The organism is Spiroplasma melliferum KC3 (genome assembly GCF_000236085.2).
In the GTDB taxonomy this organism is placed as follows: Bacteria; Bacillota_I; Bacilli_A; order Mycoplasmatales; family Mycoplasmataceae; genus Spiroplasma; species Spiroplasma melliferum.
The window spans coordinates 400658-421823 of the sequence record NZ_AGBZ02000001.1; the positions used below are offsets into that span (position 1 = coordinate 400658).

The following is a 21166-nucleotide window of genomic DNA, read 5'->3' on the forward strand; positions in this document are numbered from 1 at the left end:
TCTTTTAATTTCTGACTTATTTTTATAAAAATAAAAAATGGTGGAGATGGCGGGAATTGAACCCGCGTCCACAAATAATGTTCTAATACCTTCTACAGTTTAGTCTAATCATCTTTCTTTCATTATTTAATAATAGGACTAGACAACTAATTAAATAACTAGATAATAAGATTTTCAAAATTCTAACATTATCAATTAGAATTTCTATTAGATTAAGACTTGAGATACGATAATAGTTAATAATCTATAATTAACTATTATTACGGCTAGCAATCCTCTAACAACGAGGAATTAAGCTGCTAACATTGAACCTGGTAGTTGATTGTTCATCAACGAAACTGGAATTTCAATTTTGTCTTCTTTTTGTTTTTTGTTTGCGTTTCTTCAAACCTAGTAGCATTATAGTCTGCCAAACTACTGCCAATATTAGTAGATCATTCCTGTCGAAACCGGAACATCCCCATAGGTTCATTATACTCTTAAATTATTAAATAGTAAATAAGGACTATTTCTTACATTTTTTTTGAAATAACTGCTTAAAATGATATTAATAACTAATTTCTTTTCCAATTTTTAAACCTAAAGTAATTCGAATTAAAGCATAATAATCCATCATTAAACTAAAATTACTAAAAAATAAGGTAAATAGTAAGAAAAGCCCCATACCTAGAATATAATCCTTTTGTAGTCAAAATAATAATCGTTCAACAATTAAACTAGGTTTTGTAATTAAATTATTATTTTTTAAATTTAAATATTCAACATAATGACTTAAACTACTAAAAAAATAACTAAATAACCCAAGACTAGTAATTAGCATTATAAGTTTTAAAAAATTTATTGCAATTACACTATCATTTTTATTAATTCAATTTACCAAGTATATAATACTTTGCAATAATATTTCAATTATCAAACAGATAATAGTAAGAATACTTAAAATATAAATAATGTTATTAGAATCTAAAGAATAATTTGTTCCATTATAATAATAAACTATTCAATCATTGGGGTTTCATTGAAAAATACCTGATAAAAAAATATAAAAAGTTAAAAGAATTTGAATAGTTTTAAAAACAATTAAAGTAATATTAATATTTTTTTCAAACACTAACCATGTTCAAAATTTTTGAAAATCATATTTTTTTGTTAAGAAAAAATTAATTTTTTTGGGTGAATAATATTTCAATCGTAATATTCTCATTTGTAAAATTTGTAAATTATTATTATCGTGAATTTTACAATTAAAGAAAGTCGTAATTTCATTATAAAATTTACTATTTGTTTTACAAATTAAATACTTATCTAGAAACTGAAACAAACTAATGTTATTAAAAATAGATACTTTAACTTGATTATCATCCAAGTCATATTCACTAAAAATACTTTTTAATGTTTGGTGATTAAAATAAATAATTGTTTTTCACTGATATGAGTAAGTTATTATAAAAAATAAAATAAAAGTAAAAATACTAGCAGCTGTTGTAATAGCGTAAAAAATCTTTCGTGACAATAACCTTCATTCTGGTAAATAATTATTGCTAAAAGTGAAATCTGATGTTAAAAATAATAAGAATAATTGTAATACATTTAGAATTAAACCAATATTAATAATAACTAATAAAAAATAAAATAATTTATTAGCACTTCAACTTTCACTATTTTTTTTATTTTTAAAATGTTTTAATAAATAAATTCCTTCCCAACTACTACCAAAAAGAAAAACCAAAACATTTAAAACAATAAAATATTTTAAAGAAACTAAATCTGTCATATTTTTTCTCCTTCCTTAAGCAATTTTAAAAGAAACATGTGTACCAACAGTTCCGGCTGCATGATTAATTTTAAGATAATTTTTATTACTGCTTTTAAATCAAGCAAAAACATATGGTAATCCCCCATGGTCAGCACTCTTTCATAAATTTTTTAACTGAGTTGTTGGTGGTCATAAATCTAAGTCATTTGGCTGTGCTCCCTTTTTTAAAACAACATTTACATCAGTTGCTTGCATAAAATGTGAATTATGAACATGCGCTGATCATTTAATTAAATAATCAGTTACATCGTTAATGACTTCTGCAATGGTAGTTGTTCCATCATATGTTTTGTTAGCAATAGGTTTTCAATCAATATTTCGTCAGTCCTTAGCATTAAAATCATTACTTTCAATTGCAACATTTCAAACTGACAAGAATTCTGGTTTTTCATAAAAACCAAATCCTTTACTTTCTAGCATTACTTTATAATTACTTTCAATAACTGTGGGATTAAATATTAGCATTGCTTTTGGAGCATCAAATTTAATAAAGTTACTATTGTCTTTTTTGGCATTAATTTCCAAATTAAAGAAACCAACTGGTAATGGGTTATTGTCATTTCACATTTCTTTTTTCCTATAGTAGGTTACAATTTCCTCATATCCTTCTTCAGTTTGTAAAATATTATTAACATTTTGTATAAATCCCGCCATTAATTTAGCATTATCCATTGGGACTGGATTATTAGAATAAAATAGTACACTATTTTTTAAAATATTTAATTCAGTTAAATCAACATTAGTATTAATTGTAATTCATTTTTCCTTTTGATAATGACCATAATTATTTGGCGTAATATGAATTGAAAAATAAGTAATTGGTAATAAGTTTCGAACAACACTAAAGTCAATTAAATAATCTGGATTAGGCGTTGTATGGTAACCATAATAAATATCAACATTAATTTTAAAAAGATCGATTTCCTTAAAATTAATTTGAATAATTTTGAGAACAGTACTTCGTAAAGTTTGAAACCCACCAAGTTCACTACCCAACATTTGATCAACTGTTCACTGATAATTTTGAAATACTGTCTCATTAATTTGTGTTAAGTCAAAATTAAGACTCTTTTCTTGTGCAGTTTTACAAGCAATAAGCGGGCTAATATTTCCAAATAAAATAGTTCCTGCTAATAATGATCCTAATAACTTTTTCATAATCCTCCTTTATAAGGAATTAACATACATAAATAATTCATAAACTTGTTCTCCTATTGTTTTTCCATAATTTAAACTTGGTTGTTCAAACACAACATCATTTAATGTAAATTGTTTTGGATATCACTTATATTTATTATCTCTTGTTGTTGAAGCAGGAAAACCAATTGCATTTAGAGCGCGATTTAAATCATATTTTTTATCTGGATATATTTCCATTAACATCATCATTTTATGAACCATTTCTATTCCATCAATATAATTTTTAAAACGGACACTATAACGTGGACCATTAATATTTCCAACATAAACTAAATTATCATCTCCTGATTCAAATTGACCATCCATTTCTTTTTTAGCATAATAATCATCACGATATAAATCATATGACCATCTTACATAACCATTTGCACCTAATTTATAAGCCATTAAAGGTCCTCAAATTTGTTCACTATTATCAGATTGAATATACGCTGCTGGAAAATTATTTCAAGAAGTATAAATCATGGTTGCATTACCAAATGTTTGACGACGAAGGATATTACTTCGTAACTTATAAATATTAATATTATTAAATTTTTCTACTATTTCACGGTATTGCAAAATCATTTGGTCATATTTATTAACAAAAATATTTTGAATATCATCTTCATCAAATGGATTATAACGGAAACGTCAGCCAGCAAAAATACTAGATTTAATAACATTATACGGGTCATTTTCAACTACATTTTTCATTGTTAATTCATTAGTTTTATCTGCTAATTCATCAAATGATTCATATAAAGTAATTTGTTTACCATTTGGTGTTAAGTACTCTGGCTTGTTTCGAATTGAATTTCAATGGTTTGATAATGCTTTAATAAATTTACTATGAATTGTTTTTAAATAAGCATCAAAGTTTTTCCCAGGCATACCATTACTTGACTTTACTAATTCAGCATTAAATGTTCGTTGAGGACCCTTTTTAGCACCATTTTTAAGGTAAAAAAAGGTAAAGTCTCCTGGTTCCATTGCTGAAAACATAAACTCCGTAAATCCTAATTTCGCAACAACTTTTAAGTATTCATCAAATGCATTAAAATCAAATTCTCATTCTCAATCTGGATCATTAAAAACAGCATTTAAATCACTACTTTTAATATAATTTTCATATTCTTCATCACTTCATCCTTCTGATGATTTATTTAATTTTCCTGCTCATTGAATTAATTGGTAGTTTCATCCTGGCCCATATAAATAAAATGTATTAGATTTTTTTAATGCTTCTAAATGGGCTAATAAATATGGCCGCATTTTTGGGGATAAATAACTTGGTAAATTGTTATCAAAAGGACCAATTTTGTCATCAAGTTCCTTTACATTTGCTCTTTTCTGTCTTAAATTATCACCAGTATCAATATATTTCATACCATTTGAAGGAAATGATGTTGCACTAAACCCAAAGCGTTCATGCATTGGTTTATTTGAATCATCAGTTTTTAAAAGATAATTTTTAACTTCAACACTAAACTTGCGTTCAATACTAGTTTTAACTTGGCTATTAAAATGAAAACTTAATTTTATCGTAAAATTTTGAATTCCTAGTTTTGCTTGTGGACCAATGAAAAGACTAACTCAAAGCGGTTGAACATCATATGTTAACTCAGACAATGTGTTTTCTCCTAGCGCATCAGGCATATATTGTACTCCTGGGTAAATATAACGATCAGAACTTGCTGCATTTGGAAAAGCTTTAATATAAGTTAAAAAAACAATATCACTAATAATAGCGGCGTCCTTATTATCATTTACAATTGATATTTGTAAATCATGATATTTAGTAATGTCTTCCTTATTTAATAAAATTAACTGTGTATTAAGATGTTGATTTCTTCATGCTGTTAACCGTGGGCGATCATTTGTACATTTTAATAAATCTTTGCGATTTCCATAAAAAAATGGATTGCCATTTTCATCTTCATTATAAGCACTATAAGTAAATTTTGAATCACCAAAAAAAGTATGGAAATATGAATTATCATCTGATTGCGGATTTTTATTATTGCCACAACCATATTGAAAATTAAACTGGTTATCATAACGACCACCACTGCCACCACCAGGATAATTCCCTTCAAAACGACTACAACTAACAACCATCATCACAAAAGGAGGAATTAAAACAATAACTAATAAAATTTGAATCATATTTTTAAACGATATTTTTTTCATTTGTTTACTCCTCACTTAAACCATAAATCCTAAATGCACACCTGGCAAGGTGCTTAAATCTAGTGAAGTATCCTTTGCATTAATTAATTCTAATCATACCCAATGTTTTTTCTTTCCGCCTGAAGAAAAAGTATATAATTTATCTAATGTTGTTTCCTCCTCAAGTAAATTAGGATCAGAATATCCATTCTTACGAAATTGTAATTCAAAAACACTCATCGCCAAATTATAATGGTATATTGTATCAATTGCCTTAATAACAAATAATTTTATATCATCATATAAACTAGCTAAGGTACTATTTAAAGTGACATTTTTATCTAAAATTGCATAATCAAAATTATGACTTTTAAAATCCTTACTTGTAATTTTAATAGTTGCTGCCGTATTCATTGTAAAATTTTCCTCAGGAAGTTTAAATAATGATGCTTGCAATCGTTCTGGAATATATTTAAATAAATCATCGGTAATTGTTAACATATTATCTTTCTCAGGAATAAATTTATTACTTAATTTTATAAAAAAACTAATATCCTTATTTAAGGTCATTTGTCCTGGTTGTAATTCCATCCCCGCGGTAATATCTAATCCCATTTTTTGAAATTGATTATTAAAATTATTAAGAATTATTTGATTACTTAATAATTTATTTCAACTATCCACAAGTTTATCTTCACTATTAATTTGTCCCTTTGAATTATCAAATTTAATAAATTGATTATTAATAAAATTTCAAGTTGGGCGATAATCAAATTGTAAAAAACTATGTCCATAAAATTCACTTTTTTCTGTTGCAAAAATTCCAACAGTAAACCAAAAAATATAATTAGTATTAGTAAAATCAGCAAAATTAATTGCTTTGGCATTATAAAAGTTACTATCATCAACATGACCATAATAAATATCAACTCTTAAATTTTTGACAATATTTAATCCTAAGTTATTTTGTAAACCCAGCATAACATTACTACGAATGGATGGCATTAATCCATCATCGTAACCTCGAAGGCTATTTAAACCTCATTTGTTATTAGTCATAATTGATTGTGGTTTTAATAAAAGACCTAAATTTTTTGTTTCTTTTCATCATAGATTAGTTGAAATTAAACTAAAACTTGTAGCAATAGGAAAAATAAATATCATTAAATAAAATAATTTTCGCAATTTTATTTTCTCCATTTTATTTTTTGGTTTATAGTTTCAGATTTAATTATATTGTAAATTGTAATATGAAGCAGAAAAAAATCAACTTTGAAAGGAGTTGATTTTTTAATGGAAAGAAAACATTATTTTATTTTGCGGTCCTTAGTAACTAAGTATGGAAAAGATAATGTTATTAATACTGTTAATAAGATAGTAACTAATAATGTAAAAGAAGATGAATAAATTATCCGCGTAATTTATTAGCGGTAATTTATTCAATAGTGTTTATTTTGAGCGTAGCGAACACGCGGAGCGTGTCGCGCAAGCTAAATTTTTAGGAGGAATTAAGTTATGCCAGTTTGATTAACGACAATATTTAGTGTTGTTATTATATTAGGTATTTTTGCTTGAATTGGTTTATCGATTTATCAAAAAATTCGCCAAATTCGAGGGAAGAAAAAAGATAAGAAAGAGATTAAAAATAAGGAGGAAAATAAATAATGTTAGGTATGTATTTAACAACAGCTGTTAATTTTCTAGCTGCAGATACTCCTACTATTTCAGGTGGAATGGATTCTATTTGAAGTGGTTTAGGACAAGCTATGACAAAAGTTAAAGATGCTGTTTATGCTGTGTTACCACAATTAATGACCTTTTTAGGTGATGCGTGAATTATTTTAATTCCATTTGGAATTTTTGTAATTATTAAGATTTTAAACTTTTTCCGTGTCATGGTTAAAGGATTTTAATATTTATTATAATCGATTATATATTTTAGCTGTGGCACACTAGCTTTTATGTGAGTTGATTAAATAATTTTGTTGTTTATTTTTGCACTATATACTGTCTACAATTAATAAATTTAGTTATATCGCTAATTTATTGTTTATAATATTGAGTCTATTATGAAACATATTTTTTTAGTAGGATTTAATAGAAATAAGAATATTTCTATTAAAGGTCATAATAATAACAGTTTTAAACCAAAAATTTTTATAATATTTTTTATAAATATACCTACTTTCTTTTAAAAACTTGTAGGCAGTATATAGTGTAAAAATATCAACTTAATTATAAACATATAATTTTATATTTTAATAGCTATTAGTTAAAACTAAGTAGTTATTTTCAGTGTGCCTTAATTTTTGATTTTATATATTTAACATTGTTATTACCAATGTTTATTTAACAAGAATTAAGTTACATTAGTATACCAATGTTTATTACAGTAAGGAGTTTTTAATTATGTTAAATAAAATTAATAATGCGTCATTTGGAACATATGAATATTTATATTATGATGCAAGAGGATTTAGAAAAAAGAATTGAAATCAAAAGTATTCTGATGAATTTATTGTTTGTTGTATAAAAGATGTTTATTTTAATAGGTTAACTTCTTTTGAAGTTGGTAAAAAATATAATATTTCATCGGGTAGAGTTCGTTTATGAATTCATTATTTTAAATATCGAAAAGGTTATCGTTTTTATTGTGAAGGTGGAATTTCTGATCAATTAGATAAAATTATTAAAGTGTCTGAATATAATTTGAAATCCAAGAATTTTTTAAAATGAGAAAAAATGAAAGAAATGTATTTAAAAGGTTGCTCGTATTTACAAATAAAAAAAGAGTTAAATGTTAGTGACGCAAATATTGCATATTGTGTTAATAAATTTAATTTGCCAAGAAGACGACCAGTTATAATTTCTAAAAATCATATGTGATAAATATTTTTTAAGTTACTTTTGTTGTTAACTGGTCATATTTTAAAAATAAAATAATTTGTAATAACTTGTTGTAGCTAATGTAACCATGTTGTGGAGGTGATATGTTATTTAATATGGCCAGTTAACAACAAAAGTAATTGTTAGTTAGGAGAATTTATATGAAAAAATCTTTATCTTTATTTGCAGTTGTTATTTTAGGTATTTTAAGTTTAGTTATTCCTTTGATTACATTAACTGCATTTAAACCCTTAAATCAGCAAAATTATACTGTTAAGCAACAAGCAACCGGTATCAATGAAACAGATTTTATTAATACAATGTTTTTACGTAGTACTTTTTTTGAAAACTGGTCAGAAACAAATTATTTTATTAATCCAACTTTAAAAACATCACAAACATTAACTTACAATGATAAATGATATTTAGATTTTTTAAAGGATAGTTATTCTACCGGAATTTCATTCGATAAGCCCAGTGATGAGTTCATGGACTTATATAAAAATTGAGATACTTATGCTAAACAATATAACATTGATAAATTTTATGATGTTGATAAAAAACAATTTTTAAAAGAATTAACTAATTTTTCTTATTCTTTTGCAAAATATTTTAATACTGTTGAAGTTATTAATAAATTTGAAAAAAGTGTTGATAATTTACAAATTGTTGATATTACTTCAAATTTTGGAAATTGGAAACAAGTTTATTGATATGATAAACCATTTGCTGATATTGATAATAAATATTATATTGTTATTTGAAAAGGCTTAAATTTAGAAAAATGAAATATTGTTAAATTTAATAATAACAATGAAAAAATAGAAATTCAGATAGATAGTGGCCAAGAATTATGAAAATTTGATAAACAATTAATGCTTGATGTTGGTAAAGGAATTATTTTATGAAATAATGATTCGACAGGAAAAATTTTTAAATCAGTTTATCGTTGGAATGGAGATACTGAACCACAAATACCCGAAATAGACAAAAACGGTAATTTAAAATATTTTTCAGAATATTGAGAAAGTGTTCGTAATTTTTTATTAAAATATATTGATATTATTATTCAAGAAAATATTCGAGTTCAGCAAGGTGGTAACCCTGATTATGATGATCCAAATTTAGGTAGTCAAAGAATAATTTTTGATTTTGAAATTATTAATAATTTAGATAAAGTTAATACTAGTACAATTTTAACTAAGAAGTCAATTTATCGAATGATTTTAACGATTGATGAACGAAAAAATATTATTGCTGGGAGTTTAGAGTTAACACACCTTAAGCAATATTGGAATGGATATGATTATAATAATTATCGGTATACTGATGATTTGGGTTTTTTATTTTCTTTTATGAAGGATAAAGAAAATACATTTAATTTTAGTGCTGAAACATATAATTATTATCAAGGTAATACTCCTAATACTGGTAAAGAGATTTTTGAACAGATGAAAGGACAAATTGATATTAATAAATTTTTAAAAGCCTTTTTTGCGCATGCGTTGGTGCCAGTGTTTCAAAATCGTAGTAATTTTATTGAAAGTGGTTATATTGATAATTTACAATATGATACAGTTTTAATTAACTTTTTTGGTTTAAAATTAGTTAATTTTAGAGATGTTTTAATTGATGAAAATAATACTAATAAAACTCAATTTGAAAAGTTATTAAATAGTATGTTTACGGTTTCTCAAAATTTTTATAAAGATTATTTACGAACCATTTTTGATTTAGAAAATAACACTTATGTGCAAGGATATAACAAGAAATATGGTTTATTAGCGAACAATGGTTTTAAAATTTATCCACGTTACTTTTATTTTTCTGATAAATATAAGCAATTAGATATCAAGTTGTATTCTGCTTATAAAAATCGTTTTTATAGTACTAATTATGGTAATGTATTTAATTATGATTTTTCAGTTTCAAATGATTATAATATTAATCAAAATGAGGGTTATGTTTTTGAAGGTGCTTTAAAAGACAAATATGGTTTAAAATATAAAAAAATTGAAGAACAAAAAATTGGTTATAATGTTTTTGAATTACAAGCTCAAAAAGAAAATGATATGTATCGTTATTATGATTTTAATTTTGGTATTTATAATTGACAAGAAATTAATAATGGTGGGTTGTTTCCTGACGGTCAATGATGACAAGCACAATATGAAAGTTGCAGTTGATATAATTTAGCATGTCATATTAGAAATGCAGCAATATGAATTGTTAATAATATTCCTGGTGTTAAGCAAGTAAATGAATTAGCAAGCGGAGTTGGTAAAATATTTCAAACAATATATAGTTTTTTTAATCAAACATTTGAAGTATGAAAATTTAGTCCAGCATTATATAATACAATAACAAATATATTCCTATTAATTATATTTATGAAATTTGTACGATTAATATAAAAAAGGAACTATTAAGTTCCTTTTATTCTTTTCAATCAGTAATTTTACCAGTATTTTTGTCTATTTCGGGTATTTGTGGTTCAGTATCTCCATTCCAACGATAAACTGATTTAAAAATTTTTCCTGTCGAATCATTATTTCATAAAATAATTCCTTTACCAACATCAAGCATTAATTGTTTATCAAATTTTCATAATTCTTGGCCACTATCTATCTGAATTTCTATTTTTTCATTGTTATTATTAAATTTAACAATATTTCATTTTTCTAAATTTAAGCCTTTTCAAATAACAATATAATATTTATTATCAATATCATTAAATGATGAATCGTTGTAACATTGTTGTTTTCAATTTCCGTGGTCTTGTTTTTCACAAGGAATATTTTTATTATTTGGTTTATCACAACTAATTAATGTGGTTGTACTTGTTGCTGTTAATCCTATTGTTCCTAAAATACTTAGTAATTTTTTCATTTGGCTAATTGTTCCTTCCTTTATTAAACTATGTAATAATTATAACAAAAAATTTTAGAAAGGTATTTAATAATGAATTATAAGCATTTCAATATTGATGAACGTGTTATATTAAGTCAGTTATTAGTATCAAAACTATTTCAAAAGAAAAATGGCAAACCAAATTTATTTAAAATTTCTAAATATATGGAAAGAAGTGTCTCTACAATTTGAAATGAAGTTAAACGTTTTCAAAAGTTAAAAGAATATAATCCTATTAAAGCTCATAAAAAGTATCTTAAAAATCGTAAAAAATCAGTTAAGCATATTAAATTTTCATATCAACAATTAATGTGATTAGATGAAAAATTTAATAAGTTTCATTGGTCGCCCGAGATTATTTGTTATGCATATAAACGTGAATTTGGTATTAAATTTCCGGTATGTTTTAAAACTTTATATAAGTATGTTTTTCTTGGTTTATTTGGTTTAAATAAACGTAATTTGTATTTTCACGGTAGAAAAAATAAGAGTAAACAAAATATTGATAATCGTGGTAAATTAAGTAATTTTAGAACTATTGCAGAGTCTAAACATAATAAAAATGAATTTGGTTGATTTGAAATGGATACAATAGTTGGCAAAGATTTTAAATCTGTTTGTTTGGTTTTAACTGAACAATTAACTAAATTTGAAATTGTAAAAAAATTAAAAGATAGGACACCAAATGAAGTAATCAGTGTTATTAAAAATATTTTTAAAACTAGTGTTTTAAAGAAAATAGTTAAAGGTATTATAACTGATCAAGGTAAAGAGTTTTCAGAATGAAAACAAATTGAAGCTTATATTGATACTAAAGTTTATTTTTGTGATAAAGGTAAACCTACTCAAAAACCTATTGTTGAACGAATTAACCGGGATTTAAGGCATTGATTTCCTAAAGGAATAGATTTAGATGTTTATTCACAAGAATATTACGATGAAATAGTTAATATTATTAATGAAAGACCACGACAGTGTTTAGGTTGAAATTCAGCAAAAAATTATTTTGTCAATTTTATTAAAAAATATGTTAATATAAAAATATAAGATTTTTTTCTACTTGCATTTACAATTTACATATTAAAAAAAAAAAAAAAAACAAGTGACAACCAAAATTTCAAAAATAACTTAAAAATAAAAATCTAAGCTTTGCTTAGATTTTTATTTTTTTAGTTTTATACTTCGTTTGCAGTAACTTGTTCTTGAATACTCATATGATTAATTTTATAAGTTGAAATTCAATATGTTATTAAATAGATTCCTGCCATTAAAATAAAAGTAATTGGAATTGTAATTCATGGGAATCCAAATGGAATAATTACTTTAGCAATTGCAATAAACCCATAAACACCTAGTCATAATGTTAATCACATTATACCAACACCTAAAATTCATGCTAGAAAAGCAAACGGAGTAAATATCCCTAATGTTAAACTATTAATTTCACGATTTGAATATCCTAAAGCTTTCATTACAGCCATAAATTTTAGGAAAGAATTAACAAAGGATTCTGTCATAATATATACAATAATAATAGCGGTTATAATCGTAATAATAACAAAGATAATCGATAAGATACTTGAAATTCAAGCAAGTTTTTCAATAACTTGCGATTTAATAATTAAATAATCTGTTCCCCCAACTCCACTAGTTAATTGGCCATTCATAAAATCATTCATTGAATACGAACCATCTGGGGAAGAAAGATTAAATCGTGTTGTTTGATCAACTTGATCATTATATTTACTAAACTTACCATTAAATCATAACATCGGATTATCATCTTTGTCATCATATAGTTCACTAGAACTTGTATTAAAACCAAGAATTTTATTAGCAATAACTTGATTTACATATGCCCTCGGAACATCATATGAATTTTGAATTCCAACAACTTTATATTTAATATTTTTAGTAATTTTGCCAATTTTTAATAATCCTTGCCGTAATGCTTCTCGATATCAATTAGTTGGAAAGCCCGTTAAATCACCAATACCATTAATTTCTTTGTCAAATTTATTATCAAAAGGATGAATAACATAATAATCACCTTCTGCAGTTACTTCTTTAGTGACTACTCTCTGATCAGGGGGGCTATTAAGGTCTAGCAACCCTGGTAAACGGCGTCCTGTTGTTGCAGAAATTGTTGAATTTTGAAATTCCCCTGGTTTAAAAGCAGAAACTGGTAATTTTAAAACAAAATTTTTAATATTATAATAATCTTGAACTTTACCATTTTTATTTTCAAAACCAACACGTGTTTTGTTTCCAATTGTTAATTTCGTTAAATCAAGGGTAAAAGGATTAAGATTATCATCAGTAAAACCACTTGGTAACTCATATGACCATGCGGCTTGGTCCACAGCACAATGCAGTGCATCATCACAATACTGTAATTGTTGAACATTAGTAGTAGTTTCAACTATTTTATTTAACAATAAATTATATTTACTTTCTGCGGCTTTATTTACAACCATTGGAATTTCATCTGCCCCAATATTTAAATTTTTACTATCATCTAAGATTTTTTTAACCGTATGATTTGGAAAAATAATTGTTTTATTATTTGCATTAATTCCATATGTTGGAAGAATAAAACTTGAATTTGATATATTTGTTGTATATCCGGTATAAACATCTTCATTTTTTGAATTATAAGTTGAAGTTCCAAAAGTAAAATTAAATTGTAATTTCGCCAAATCATCTTTTAACCACATTGCTCGAATTTTACCTGGCATAATATCACTTGTTGCATATTGTGCACAATAAGTCCAACGATCAATAATATTTGGGTCTGTTGGGTGGACTGGTGGTTTTCCAAATGCACGTGGCATTGTTGAACATAATAAAGTATCAATTTGATTTCGAATATCAACATTTTCACCATAATGTTTATACATATCATAAAAAGTACCAATTGATAAACTTGCTCCTTTTCCAACCATAAAATTAAAAATAATCATATTATTTAATTGTTGTGCGTATAAATGAGCATTTTTAGCACTAATATCAGTTTTTGTTGATAACCATTTTCCATTATATAAATAATCACTTACTAAAGAATTTTTAGTTAATGGATATGCTGCCTCAGTCGAAAAACTAGGACCATTTCAGTCATACATTTCATAGCGACTAAATGGAATATTACCAATAACATTCGTATATTCGTATTCATTATTATAATTTAAATTGGCATAATAATCTTTACTAAACTTATTGATTGCTGTTGGAATTAAAGTTGCTAACGTTAAAGATAAACTAGCAACAAAAAATGTTAAGAAAAATCAACCAATTTTTTTCATTGAAACGGCCATCATCACAAAACGAAATTTTGTTGTAAACTTTTTAAAACGAAAAACATTGCTAATAGAATATACTAATTTTGAGGTTTTAATATTTTTATTCGGATTTAATAAATCTAACGGACTAATTATTAATTGTCGAATTGCTGTTACTAAAATTGACAAACTACTAACAAGACCAATAATCCCAAAACAAATTGCAAATGGAATCAATGAAAATGAAAAGTTAACTGGAATAACAAAGTAACTATTAAAAACACTCATAATAGGGAGTTGCAAACAGACACCAATAATTCATCCAAGTGGAACTCCAATTCCAGTTACTACAATTGCATGCGCTAAATAAGAACTAGCAATTGTTAATCCACTATAGCCGTTTGCTTTTAAAATTCCATTTTCAATTTTTTGTTGATTAATAATTTTTTTAATTAAAATTATTAATGTGAAAATTAAAATTATTAAGAAAATAATGCATAAAACGATTGTAATCGTACGATAAAATCTAATTGTAGTTCCCAATAAAGAATAACGTAAGTAAACCAACTTTGTTTCATCGCGACTTTGTAGTGGAGCATTTTTATCACTTGGATTATTTAAACTTCAAAAATCAGCTGCTAAATATTTTTTAAAATTTTCAAAGTCTGTTCCTTTATTTTCAGATAAACCAACATGATTAATATATAATGTGGAATTTTCTTCAATATCAGTGTTGGCAGCAATAGACTCACTACGATAAACTTTTTCAGAAACATAAATAATACCATCTGTTTTTGGATCTGGAAAAACATCAGTATCATAAATTGTTGGATAAATATTAGCCGGATCTCCACCAATAGCACCAACAAAGAAATTTGAATTTTCACCAATTGTAAGTTGATCTCCTACTTTTAATTTTTGACTCCGTGCAAATTGTGGTGTAATAACAACATATACATCATTAATTGGATTAGTTGGGTCAAAAGAATCATATTTTTTAATAAGTTTTAATTTATTATCTTGTAATAATTGTTGTCAATTAATAATTTTATATTTTAAATTTGATGTTAAGTCTCAATATGCATATTGTTCACGTAACTGAACTGAAAAATTTGAAGCTTTAGCAACTAAAGTATAATAGGATTTTGTCAATCCATAAGGTCCATAAGGTTGATTCCTAAAACTACTATTCTTATTATTTTGATTATAAAAATCATTAACACTAAAAACGGCATTTTCAATATTATTATTATAACCAACATCAAGATTATTATTAACAGTTGGTGAATAATAAAGACTAATTTTTGTTAAAGGCTGTGATGTATCTTTTACTAAAAAACTTAAATCACCATTTAATTTTTCCTCAAATAATCTATTTTCAATGCTAGCTTTAGTAGGAATTTCATCTACGCTCCCTCGTAAATCAACATCTTTTTTTCATTTTGTTATACCATTATTAACAAAATCAATAACTGCATCCTTTAATTTTTTTCTATCTGTTATCCCAGGATATTTTTTATTTAAATATGCAATAATTAAATTTACTGTATTCTGTGAAATATCACTATGCGTAAAATTATTCATAAATTCTTCAATTAAAGGTAAATTATCTTGATTAAAAAGATAACCTTTCTGATCATATAATTGTCCAATTACAGAAGTTTGAAAAGCTTTGCTATTAAAGTTAAAACGATATAAACCATTATTTAAAAAAATTGGAGCAGTTTTATCAAGATCAGTAAAAATAATATTACTTACTTTATTTGTTCTAGAATCAAAAGTAAATTCTATTTCAACATTATTATCCAATGCTTTTAATGCTCCATCTTCACCTAAATGAGCATAAGGTAATGTTCACTGTTCACCATTAACATCAGTAATTAAATGATAATCATTGCTAAAAGCATATCAGGGGGTAATTGTTTCTACATTTTGTCCTGTTTTCTTTTTACTATCAAATCTTAATAAATAATCATAAGCAAAAGTTCCTTCCCCCATAAATGAATATGCATTAGTTAAACGTGTATTAACAATTCACGAAGAAGTTGTTAATAATGTTAAAAGCGCAGCTAATATTATAAAAATAATTAACTGTGCTTTTTGCTTAAACATACTTTTTAATGTTTGTAAAAACAGCAACATTTTTAGATCTCCTCTTTTTCAATTAACTATTAATAATAACGAGTATTGTTATAGTATCAAACAAAGTCACTTAATAAATATGAATTTTTTGTTAAATCATCTTTAATCCCTGGATTATATAAAAAACGAGCTTGATTATTAAATTCAACAACATAACTATATTTAATTTTATCACTATTTGTTAAATATTCATTGCCCTGTCCATCATAATCAACTCAGTCTTGACTATTTCATGTTTCGCCCTCTGGTGCAATATTATGACGTTGTTTTGGGTCTTTTTCTTGTTCAACATATGAAGGAGAATTTCCTGAAGCAGGATCAGTATATCCTAATGGTTTTTTATGACGTTCTAATTTAGTTGAAGCATCTTTGGGACCATAATAATCTAATTGGTAACGAACACCAGTTACAGAACCATCAGTTACAATTGCACCTAATTTTGAACCATCTACGCCAGTTCCTGAGGCTGTAATATATCATTTTCGATCTAAAAAGATATTATCAAATCAATCCTCGGCCATTACTTTATTAACTTGATTTGTTAATTCACCAATATAACCATTTTCTGAATCTAATATTTGTGTAATAAATTTATGCATTGATTCATAATCAGGATACGTATTATTACCTCCATGCGCTCAAATATTAATGACATCAAATAATGATCCTTGTTTATATTGACCTGTTTCATCAACAAAACCATAACTATTTAAAATAAACTTAGCATATTCGCTATTAGGATCAACTGCCATTAAGTCCTCTTTAAAACCGTTTTTTTTCGGTCCTTCATTATAAACATTATCAATTGTTTTAACATTATTAGTATTTAATTTATAATGTCCTTCACTATCACTAGTGTAAAATCAATTTGCTAACCCCGCAATTCCTTTTAATAAATTAAACAAATCAAAGTTTGGTCCGTTCAAAATTTGCAATAATGTTCGAATTAAAGCAACAACACTATCTTCAGCAAAATTCCCAATTAAGCCTTGGAATTTTAAAAGACCTTCATAAACTGTCTTTGACATTATACGGTTAAATTTTTGGACATCAAAGTTTGAACCTTCTTTTGCTAAAGCTTCTGTAAATCAGTTTCCTAAAACAGAATACCATTTTAAAAAGGCATTTTTATGTTCTTTATTATCACTTGTTAAATCTAAATATTGCTTCTCCTCTTGCAAAATTACGCTCAGAGATTTTGCCACAACTGGACTGCTAAAAATATCATAAAGTTTCATATTTTTAATTGTTTTATCAGGTTCAGCCACTTCACCATCACTTTGATGTTCAACTTTAAGAACCGTATTTTCAATCGTATCACGACTAAATATTTCTAATAATGGACTGTCCAATTTAACATTACCTGAACTGTCAAAAAACTGATTTTTTATTTGCATTAAAATAAAAAATGGTGCTGCTAAGAAAATTCCTGCAGTTTTTTCGCCATAACGATTATTTTGAATAAATGGTAATAACTGTGCTAATGAATATAAAACTGGTAATTCTAATCCCGGTCCAAATTGACCTAACATGGTAATTGCTTCATCAAAATATTTTAAACCAAATAAATCATATAATGAACTTGATTGGTTCGCCACACTCTTTCCAAATTTAATTTCTTCACCACCATCGTTATAAGACAATGTTGACTTTGTTGGCGGTGTTGAAAGTGAATTATGATATAAAATATTTGATACATAAGGACCTGATGATGAATCATAATAATTACTTCAACCGGCAGTTCTCTTAATATAATTAAGAACTGATTCTGATTTTTGTGATAATGTATTTGCTAAAGCTCCAGTATCATATTGAGCTCATGCTAAATTTGGATTTGCAACAAAATCTGTATAACGCCCTGATGCATCTGTTTTATTGCTAGGATGTCCTTGGTTAGCTTCTGTATTTCATTTTGAAAAATCACTCATTGCAACAATTGATGACATTAAATTATAAATATTTCGTTCTGGTTGATAAGTACTATCCGTTGCTCTTCAAGGATTATAATAAAGATTATTTAATTTTTTATATTCTTCAACATAATCTTTAATTTTAATTTCTTTTCCACTTTTAGTAGTAAAAACTCCTTTTAAGTTTCTTCCAACATTATTTAAGAAATATTGTAATGTCGGAAACCCATAAGTATTCATATTTTCATGACGACTAGCAATTAAAATTTTAGCAATTGTACTAGTATATTTAACTAAATTTCGAATTGTCGGGTCGATCTTATTAAGTTCACTATCAAAATAATCGTCATTTTGACTATTTTTTCCTTTTGCACAAGAAACTACTCCCAGCATACTTGCTGACATTAAAGTTGTAGATCCTAGTATAGAAAGTAATTTTTTCATTTCCTTCACTCCTTTTATATTTATTAAATTTTTATAAAAATCATTAATTTAAAAGTCAGCAGATAACATTAAATTTTCATTACCCGCTTATAACCATTAATAAAAATTGTTGTATATTTAATTGGTTTATCCATAATCAAACAATTATTTTTAATTACTAAAACAAACAAATTTAAATCCTCATTGTTCTTTTTTTTATTCTGTGTTTTAGTATTGTTTTTATTTATCAAAACAACATTTCAAACATAAATTCAAAGTAAAATAATCATAAAAATATTTTTAAAAATTGTTGATAATTTAATATCATTTGTATTTTCAATAAAATATAAATTTAAAATTAAACACAATAATAACAAAATAAAACCAAAAGATAATTTCCGAAAAATTTGCTTTACTTCCATTACATTATTGTTAATTACAATAGTGCTAATTAAACTTCCATAACCAATCACTCATAAAATTAAATGAAATAAGTTGTTTTCTGTTTTTAAAAATGCATCAAAAATAACTGGAGCAAAAATAATTAAAAAGAAAATAACAATTAATTTATTAAATAAGACAATAAAATTAAAATATTTTGTTTTTGTTGCACTAAAAAAAATAACGAATAGTAAAAAAATAAAATTTAATAAATTAATTGTCGATCTTTCTATTCATTCAAAAGAAAATTGAATAAAGATATTAAGAACAAGTAAAATTGATAAATTGCTAATAAAAGTAAAAATAAAGCTGATAATTGCAAGTTTAGTAAAATTGTTACTAATATTTTTAATAGATTTTGTTTTTAAAAAACTAATGCGGATTAAAATACTAATAATGAAAAAAATAAAAATTCAAATAAAAATTGATGAAAAGATATTATTTATAAAGTTAATAAATCTATTAAAAGTGATATTAGATAAAGAATTTATTAACATTTTTTTCCGCTCCTATATTTTTACATAGTAATATTTTACAAAAAAAAAAAAAAAAAGCAAAGGTCTATTTTTGCTTTTTTTAAGAAAATTAAATTATTTAAGATCAACTGAAGCTCCAGCTGCTACTAATTGTCCTTTAATTTCTTCTGCTTCTTCTACTTTTACTTTTTCTTTAATTACTGCTGGTAATTTATCAACAATCGCTTTTGCTGCCATTAATTCTTTTCCAGTAATTTCTTTAACTAATTTAATAATTGCAACTTTACTTGGTCCTGTATCTGTTAACACAATATTAACCTCTGAAGGCCCCGCTGCTGCTGATCCTTCTGCTGGAGCTGCGGCAACTGCTGCGGCAGCTACAACACCAAAATGATCTTCAATTGCTTTTACTAATTCATTTAAATCTGATAATTTCATTTCTTCTAATGCTTTAATAATATCATCTTTTGATAATGCCATAATATTTTCCTCCTCATTAAGATTTTTTTATAAAATGTTTGAATAAACTAACTAATTATTCACTTCTTGTTTTAGCAATTTCTTTAACTGCTATTGCAAACATACGTAATGGGTATAATAAACTTGCTCCAAACATTGATAGTAACTCGTCTTTTGTTGGTAACGCTGCAATTTCAACAATCGCTTTTGTGTCTAAGACTTTACCCTCATAAATTCCAGCTTTTAATTTTATTGCTGGATGTATTTTTGCAAATTTTGCTAAAGTTTTTGCGGCAGCCATCTGTTCACCTGTACCAAACGCAAAAGCATTAGGACCTGTTAAAAATTGGTCTAATTCAGCAAATCCTGCTTCTTTAGCAGCCAAACTTACTAAGTTATTTTTATATACTTTAATGTTTACATCTTGTTTTGTAAGCATTCTTCTTAGTTCTGTAAATTCAGCAACCGTTAATTTTTGATATTCGACAATAACTGCTGAATTAGCAGTTTTAAAGTTATTAACAATTTCATTAACAACTGCTGTTTTAATTTTCATTGCTGGCTTCATTCTTCGCCTCCCTATAATAATTTTAAAAGCAAAGGCAATTAATCCATTTGGTTAATTGCCTAAAACATTATTTAAATAATATAAAAACATGTCATTGTTCTATATCTCAATAATGCCTCGGCAACATAATTAAGATTTAATAAAATCCGTTGCTGTCTATGGTATTTTGATGACTATGGTACAATACCAAGTAATATAGTATTATAATTTTTGTTAAAAGTCAAATAAAAACTTTATTTTATTTAATTTTGATGGGATGAAATAATTGGAACTTTTAAAAATAAATTTTATAGGGAATAATAAAAATTATCCATACAACAAAAGACTAAAAAAATTTTTCTTATTTACCTATTTTTTATTTTACCCATTTTATGACTTTATACAACAACAAAATAATAATATTTTGTAAAAACCATAGACATTTTAGACCACTTAAGTTTTTAAAATAAATTTAGGAAAAATAAAATGACAAGAAGCATCATCTCAGAAAATGAATTATATAAACT

General features: G+C 25.5%; 15 protein-coding genes, 1 other RNA gene and 1 other annotated feature. Of the genes, 5 read left to right on the top strand and 11 right to left on the bottom strand.

The genetic code is table 4. The features are described 5' to 3' along the window. Positions 1 to 38: 38 nt before the first annotated feature. The 5 genes from ssrA to SPM_RS02050 all read right to left on the bottom strand — a co-directional run bounded on the left by ssrA (position 39) and on the right by SPM_RS02050 (position 6352). Positions 39 to 462: a transfer-messenger RNA gene (gene ssrA / locus SPM_RS06375) on the bottom strand. An 85-nt stretch (positions 463 to 547) separates the two neighbouring features. Then, positions 548 to 1774 carry a hypothetical protein gene (locus SPM_RS02035; protein WP_004027974.1) on the bottom strand — a complete coding sequence of 409 codons (1227 nt, stop codon included), beginning with the start codon at positions 1772 to 1774 and terminating at the stop codon, positions 548 to 550. 15 nt (positions 1775 to 1789) lie between these two features. Then, positions 1790 to 2974, bottom strand: a complete 1185-nt coding sequence (locus tag SPM_RS02040) for a hypothetical protein (RefSeq protein WP_004027975.1) — start codon at positions 2972 to 2974, stop codon at positions 1790 to 1792. Between the two features lie 9 nt (positions 2975 to 2983). Further along, the gene (locus SPM_RS02045) at positions 2984 to 5188 is read right to left on the bottom strand and encodes a DUF4091 domain-containing protein (protein WP_004027976.1); all 2205 of its coding nucleotides are present in this window, start codon (positions 5186 to 5188) and stop codon (positions 2984 to 2986) included. Between the two features lie 15 nt (positions 5189 to 5203). Further along, entirely contained in the window at positions 5204 to 6352 is a 1149-nt protein-coding gene (locus SPM_RS02050; RefSeq protein WP_004027977.1) for a hypothetical protein, read from the bottom strand. 330 nt (positions 6353 to 6682) lie between these two features. Here SPM_RS02050 and SPM_RS06380 point away from each other — a divergent pair, with 330 nt between their 5' ends. The 4 genes from SPM_RS06380 (at position 6683) to SPM_RS02065 (ending at position 10467) form a co-directional block, all read left to right on the top strand. Next, the gene (locus SPM_RS06380) at positions 6683 to 6832 is read left to right on the top strand and encodes a hypothetical protein (RefSeq protein ID WP_004027551.1); all 150 of its coding nucleotides are present in this window, start codon (positions 6683 to 6685) and stop codon (positions 6830 to 6832) included. Then, on the top strand, positions 6832 to 7080 hold the full coding sequence (locus SPM_RS02055) for a hypothetical protein (protein WP_004027550.1): 249 nt from the start codon (positions 6832 to 6834) through the stop codon (positions 7078 to 7080). The genes SPM_RS06380 and SPM_RS02055 overlap by 1 nt, the downstream gene beginning before the upstream one ends. Before the next feature lie 496 nt (positions 7081 to 7576). Beyond that, on the top strand, positions 7577 to 8056 hold the full coding sequence (locus SPM_RS02060; protein WP_004027978.1) for a hypothetical protein: 480 nt from the start codon (positions 7577 to 7579) through the stop codon (positions 8054 to 8056). A 158-nt stretch (positions 8057 to 8214) separates the two neighbouring features. Next, positions 8215 to 10467 carry a spiroplasma phage ORF1-like family protein gene (locus SPM_RS02065; RefSeq protein ID WP_004027979.1) on the top strand — a complete coding sequence of 751 codons (2253 nt, stop codon included), beginning with the start codon at positions 8215 to 8217 and terminating at the stop codon, positions 10465 to 10467. A gap of 22 nt (positions 10468 to 10489) precedes the next feature. Here the strand turns inward: SPM_RS02065 and SPM_RS06790 are convergent, their stop codons facing one another. After that, positions 10490 to 10942 carry a lipoprotein gene (locus tag SPM_RS06790; protein ID WP_004027980.1) on the bottom strand — a complete coding sequence of 151 codons (453 nt, stop codon included), beginning with the start codon at positions 10940 to 10942 and terminating at the stop codon, positions 10490 to 10492. A gap of 72 nt (positions 10943 to 11014) precedes the next feature. On the opposite strand from SPM_RS06790, the gene SPM_RS02075 reads away from it, so the two are divergent. Further along, positions 11015 to 12010, top strand: a complete 996-nt coding sequence (locus SPM_RS02075; RefSeq protein WP_004027981.1) for an IS30 family transposase — start codon at positions 11015 to 11017, stop codon at positions 12008 to 12010. Positions 12011 to 12138: 128 nt separating this feature from the next. On the opposite strand, the gene SPM_RS02080 is transcribed toward SPM_RS02075, so the two are convergent. The 5 genes from SPM_RS02080 to rplJ all read right to left on the bottom strand — a co-directional run bounded on the left by SPM_RS02080 (position 12139) and on the right by rplJ (position 20660). Further along, positions 12139 to 16383 carry an ABC transporter permease gene (locus SPM_RS02080; RefSeq protein ID WP_004027982.1) on the bottom strand — a complete coding sequence of 1415 codons (4245 nt, stop codon included), beginning with the start codon at positions 16381 to 16383 and terminating at the stop codon, positions 12139 to 12141. 29 nt (positions 16384 to 16412) lie between these two features. Continuing rightward, positions 16413 to 18737, bottom strand: a complete 2325-nt coding sequence (locus tag SPM_RS02085) for a hypothetical protein (protein WP_004027983.1) — start codon at positions 18735 to 18737, stop codon at positions 16413 to 16415. A gap of 68 nt (positions 18738 to 18805) precedes the next feature. After that, the gene (locus tag SPM_RS02090) at positions 18806 to 19654 is read right to left on the bottom strand and encodes a hypothetical protein (RefSeq protein ID WP_004027984.1); all 849 of its coding nucleotides are present in this window, start codon (positions 19652 to 19654) and stop codon (positions 18806 to 18808) included. 93 nt (positions 19655 to 19747) lie between these two features. After that, complete coding sequence (rplL, locus tag SPM_RS02095) at positions 19748 to 20113, bottom strand: 50S ribosomal protein L7/L12 (RefSeq protein ID WP_004027985.1); 366 nt, start codon at positions 20111 to 20113, stop codon at positions 19748 to 19750. Between the two features lie 55 nt (positions 20114 to 20168). Further along, positions 20169 to 20660 carry a 50S ribosomal protein L10 gene (gene rplJ, locus SPM_RS02100; RefSeq protein WP_004027986.1) on the bottom strand — a complete coding sequence of 164 codons (492 nt, stop codon included), beginning with the start codon at positions 20658 to 20660 and terminating at the stop codon, positions 20169 to 20171. Between the two features lie 72 nt (positions 20661 to 20732). Then, positions 20733 to 20840, bottom strand: a sequence feature (ribosomal protein L10 leader region). Positions 20841 to 21166: the final 326 nt, after the last annotated feature.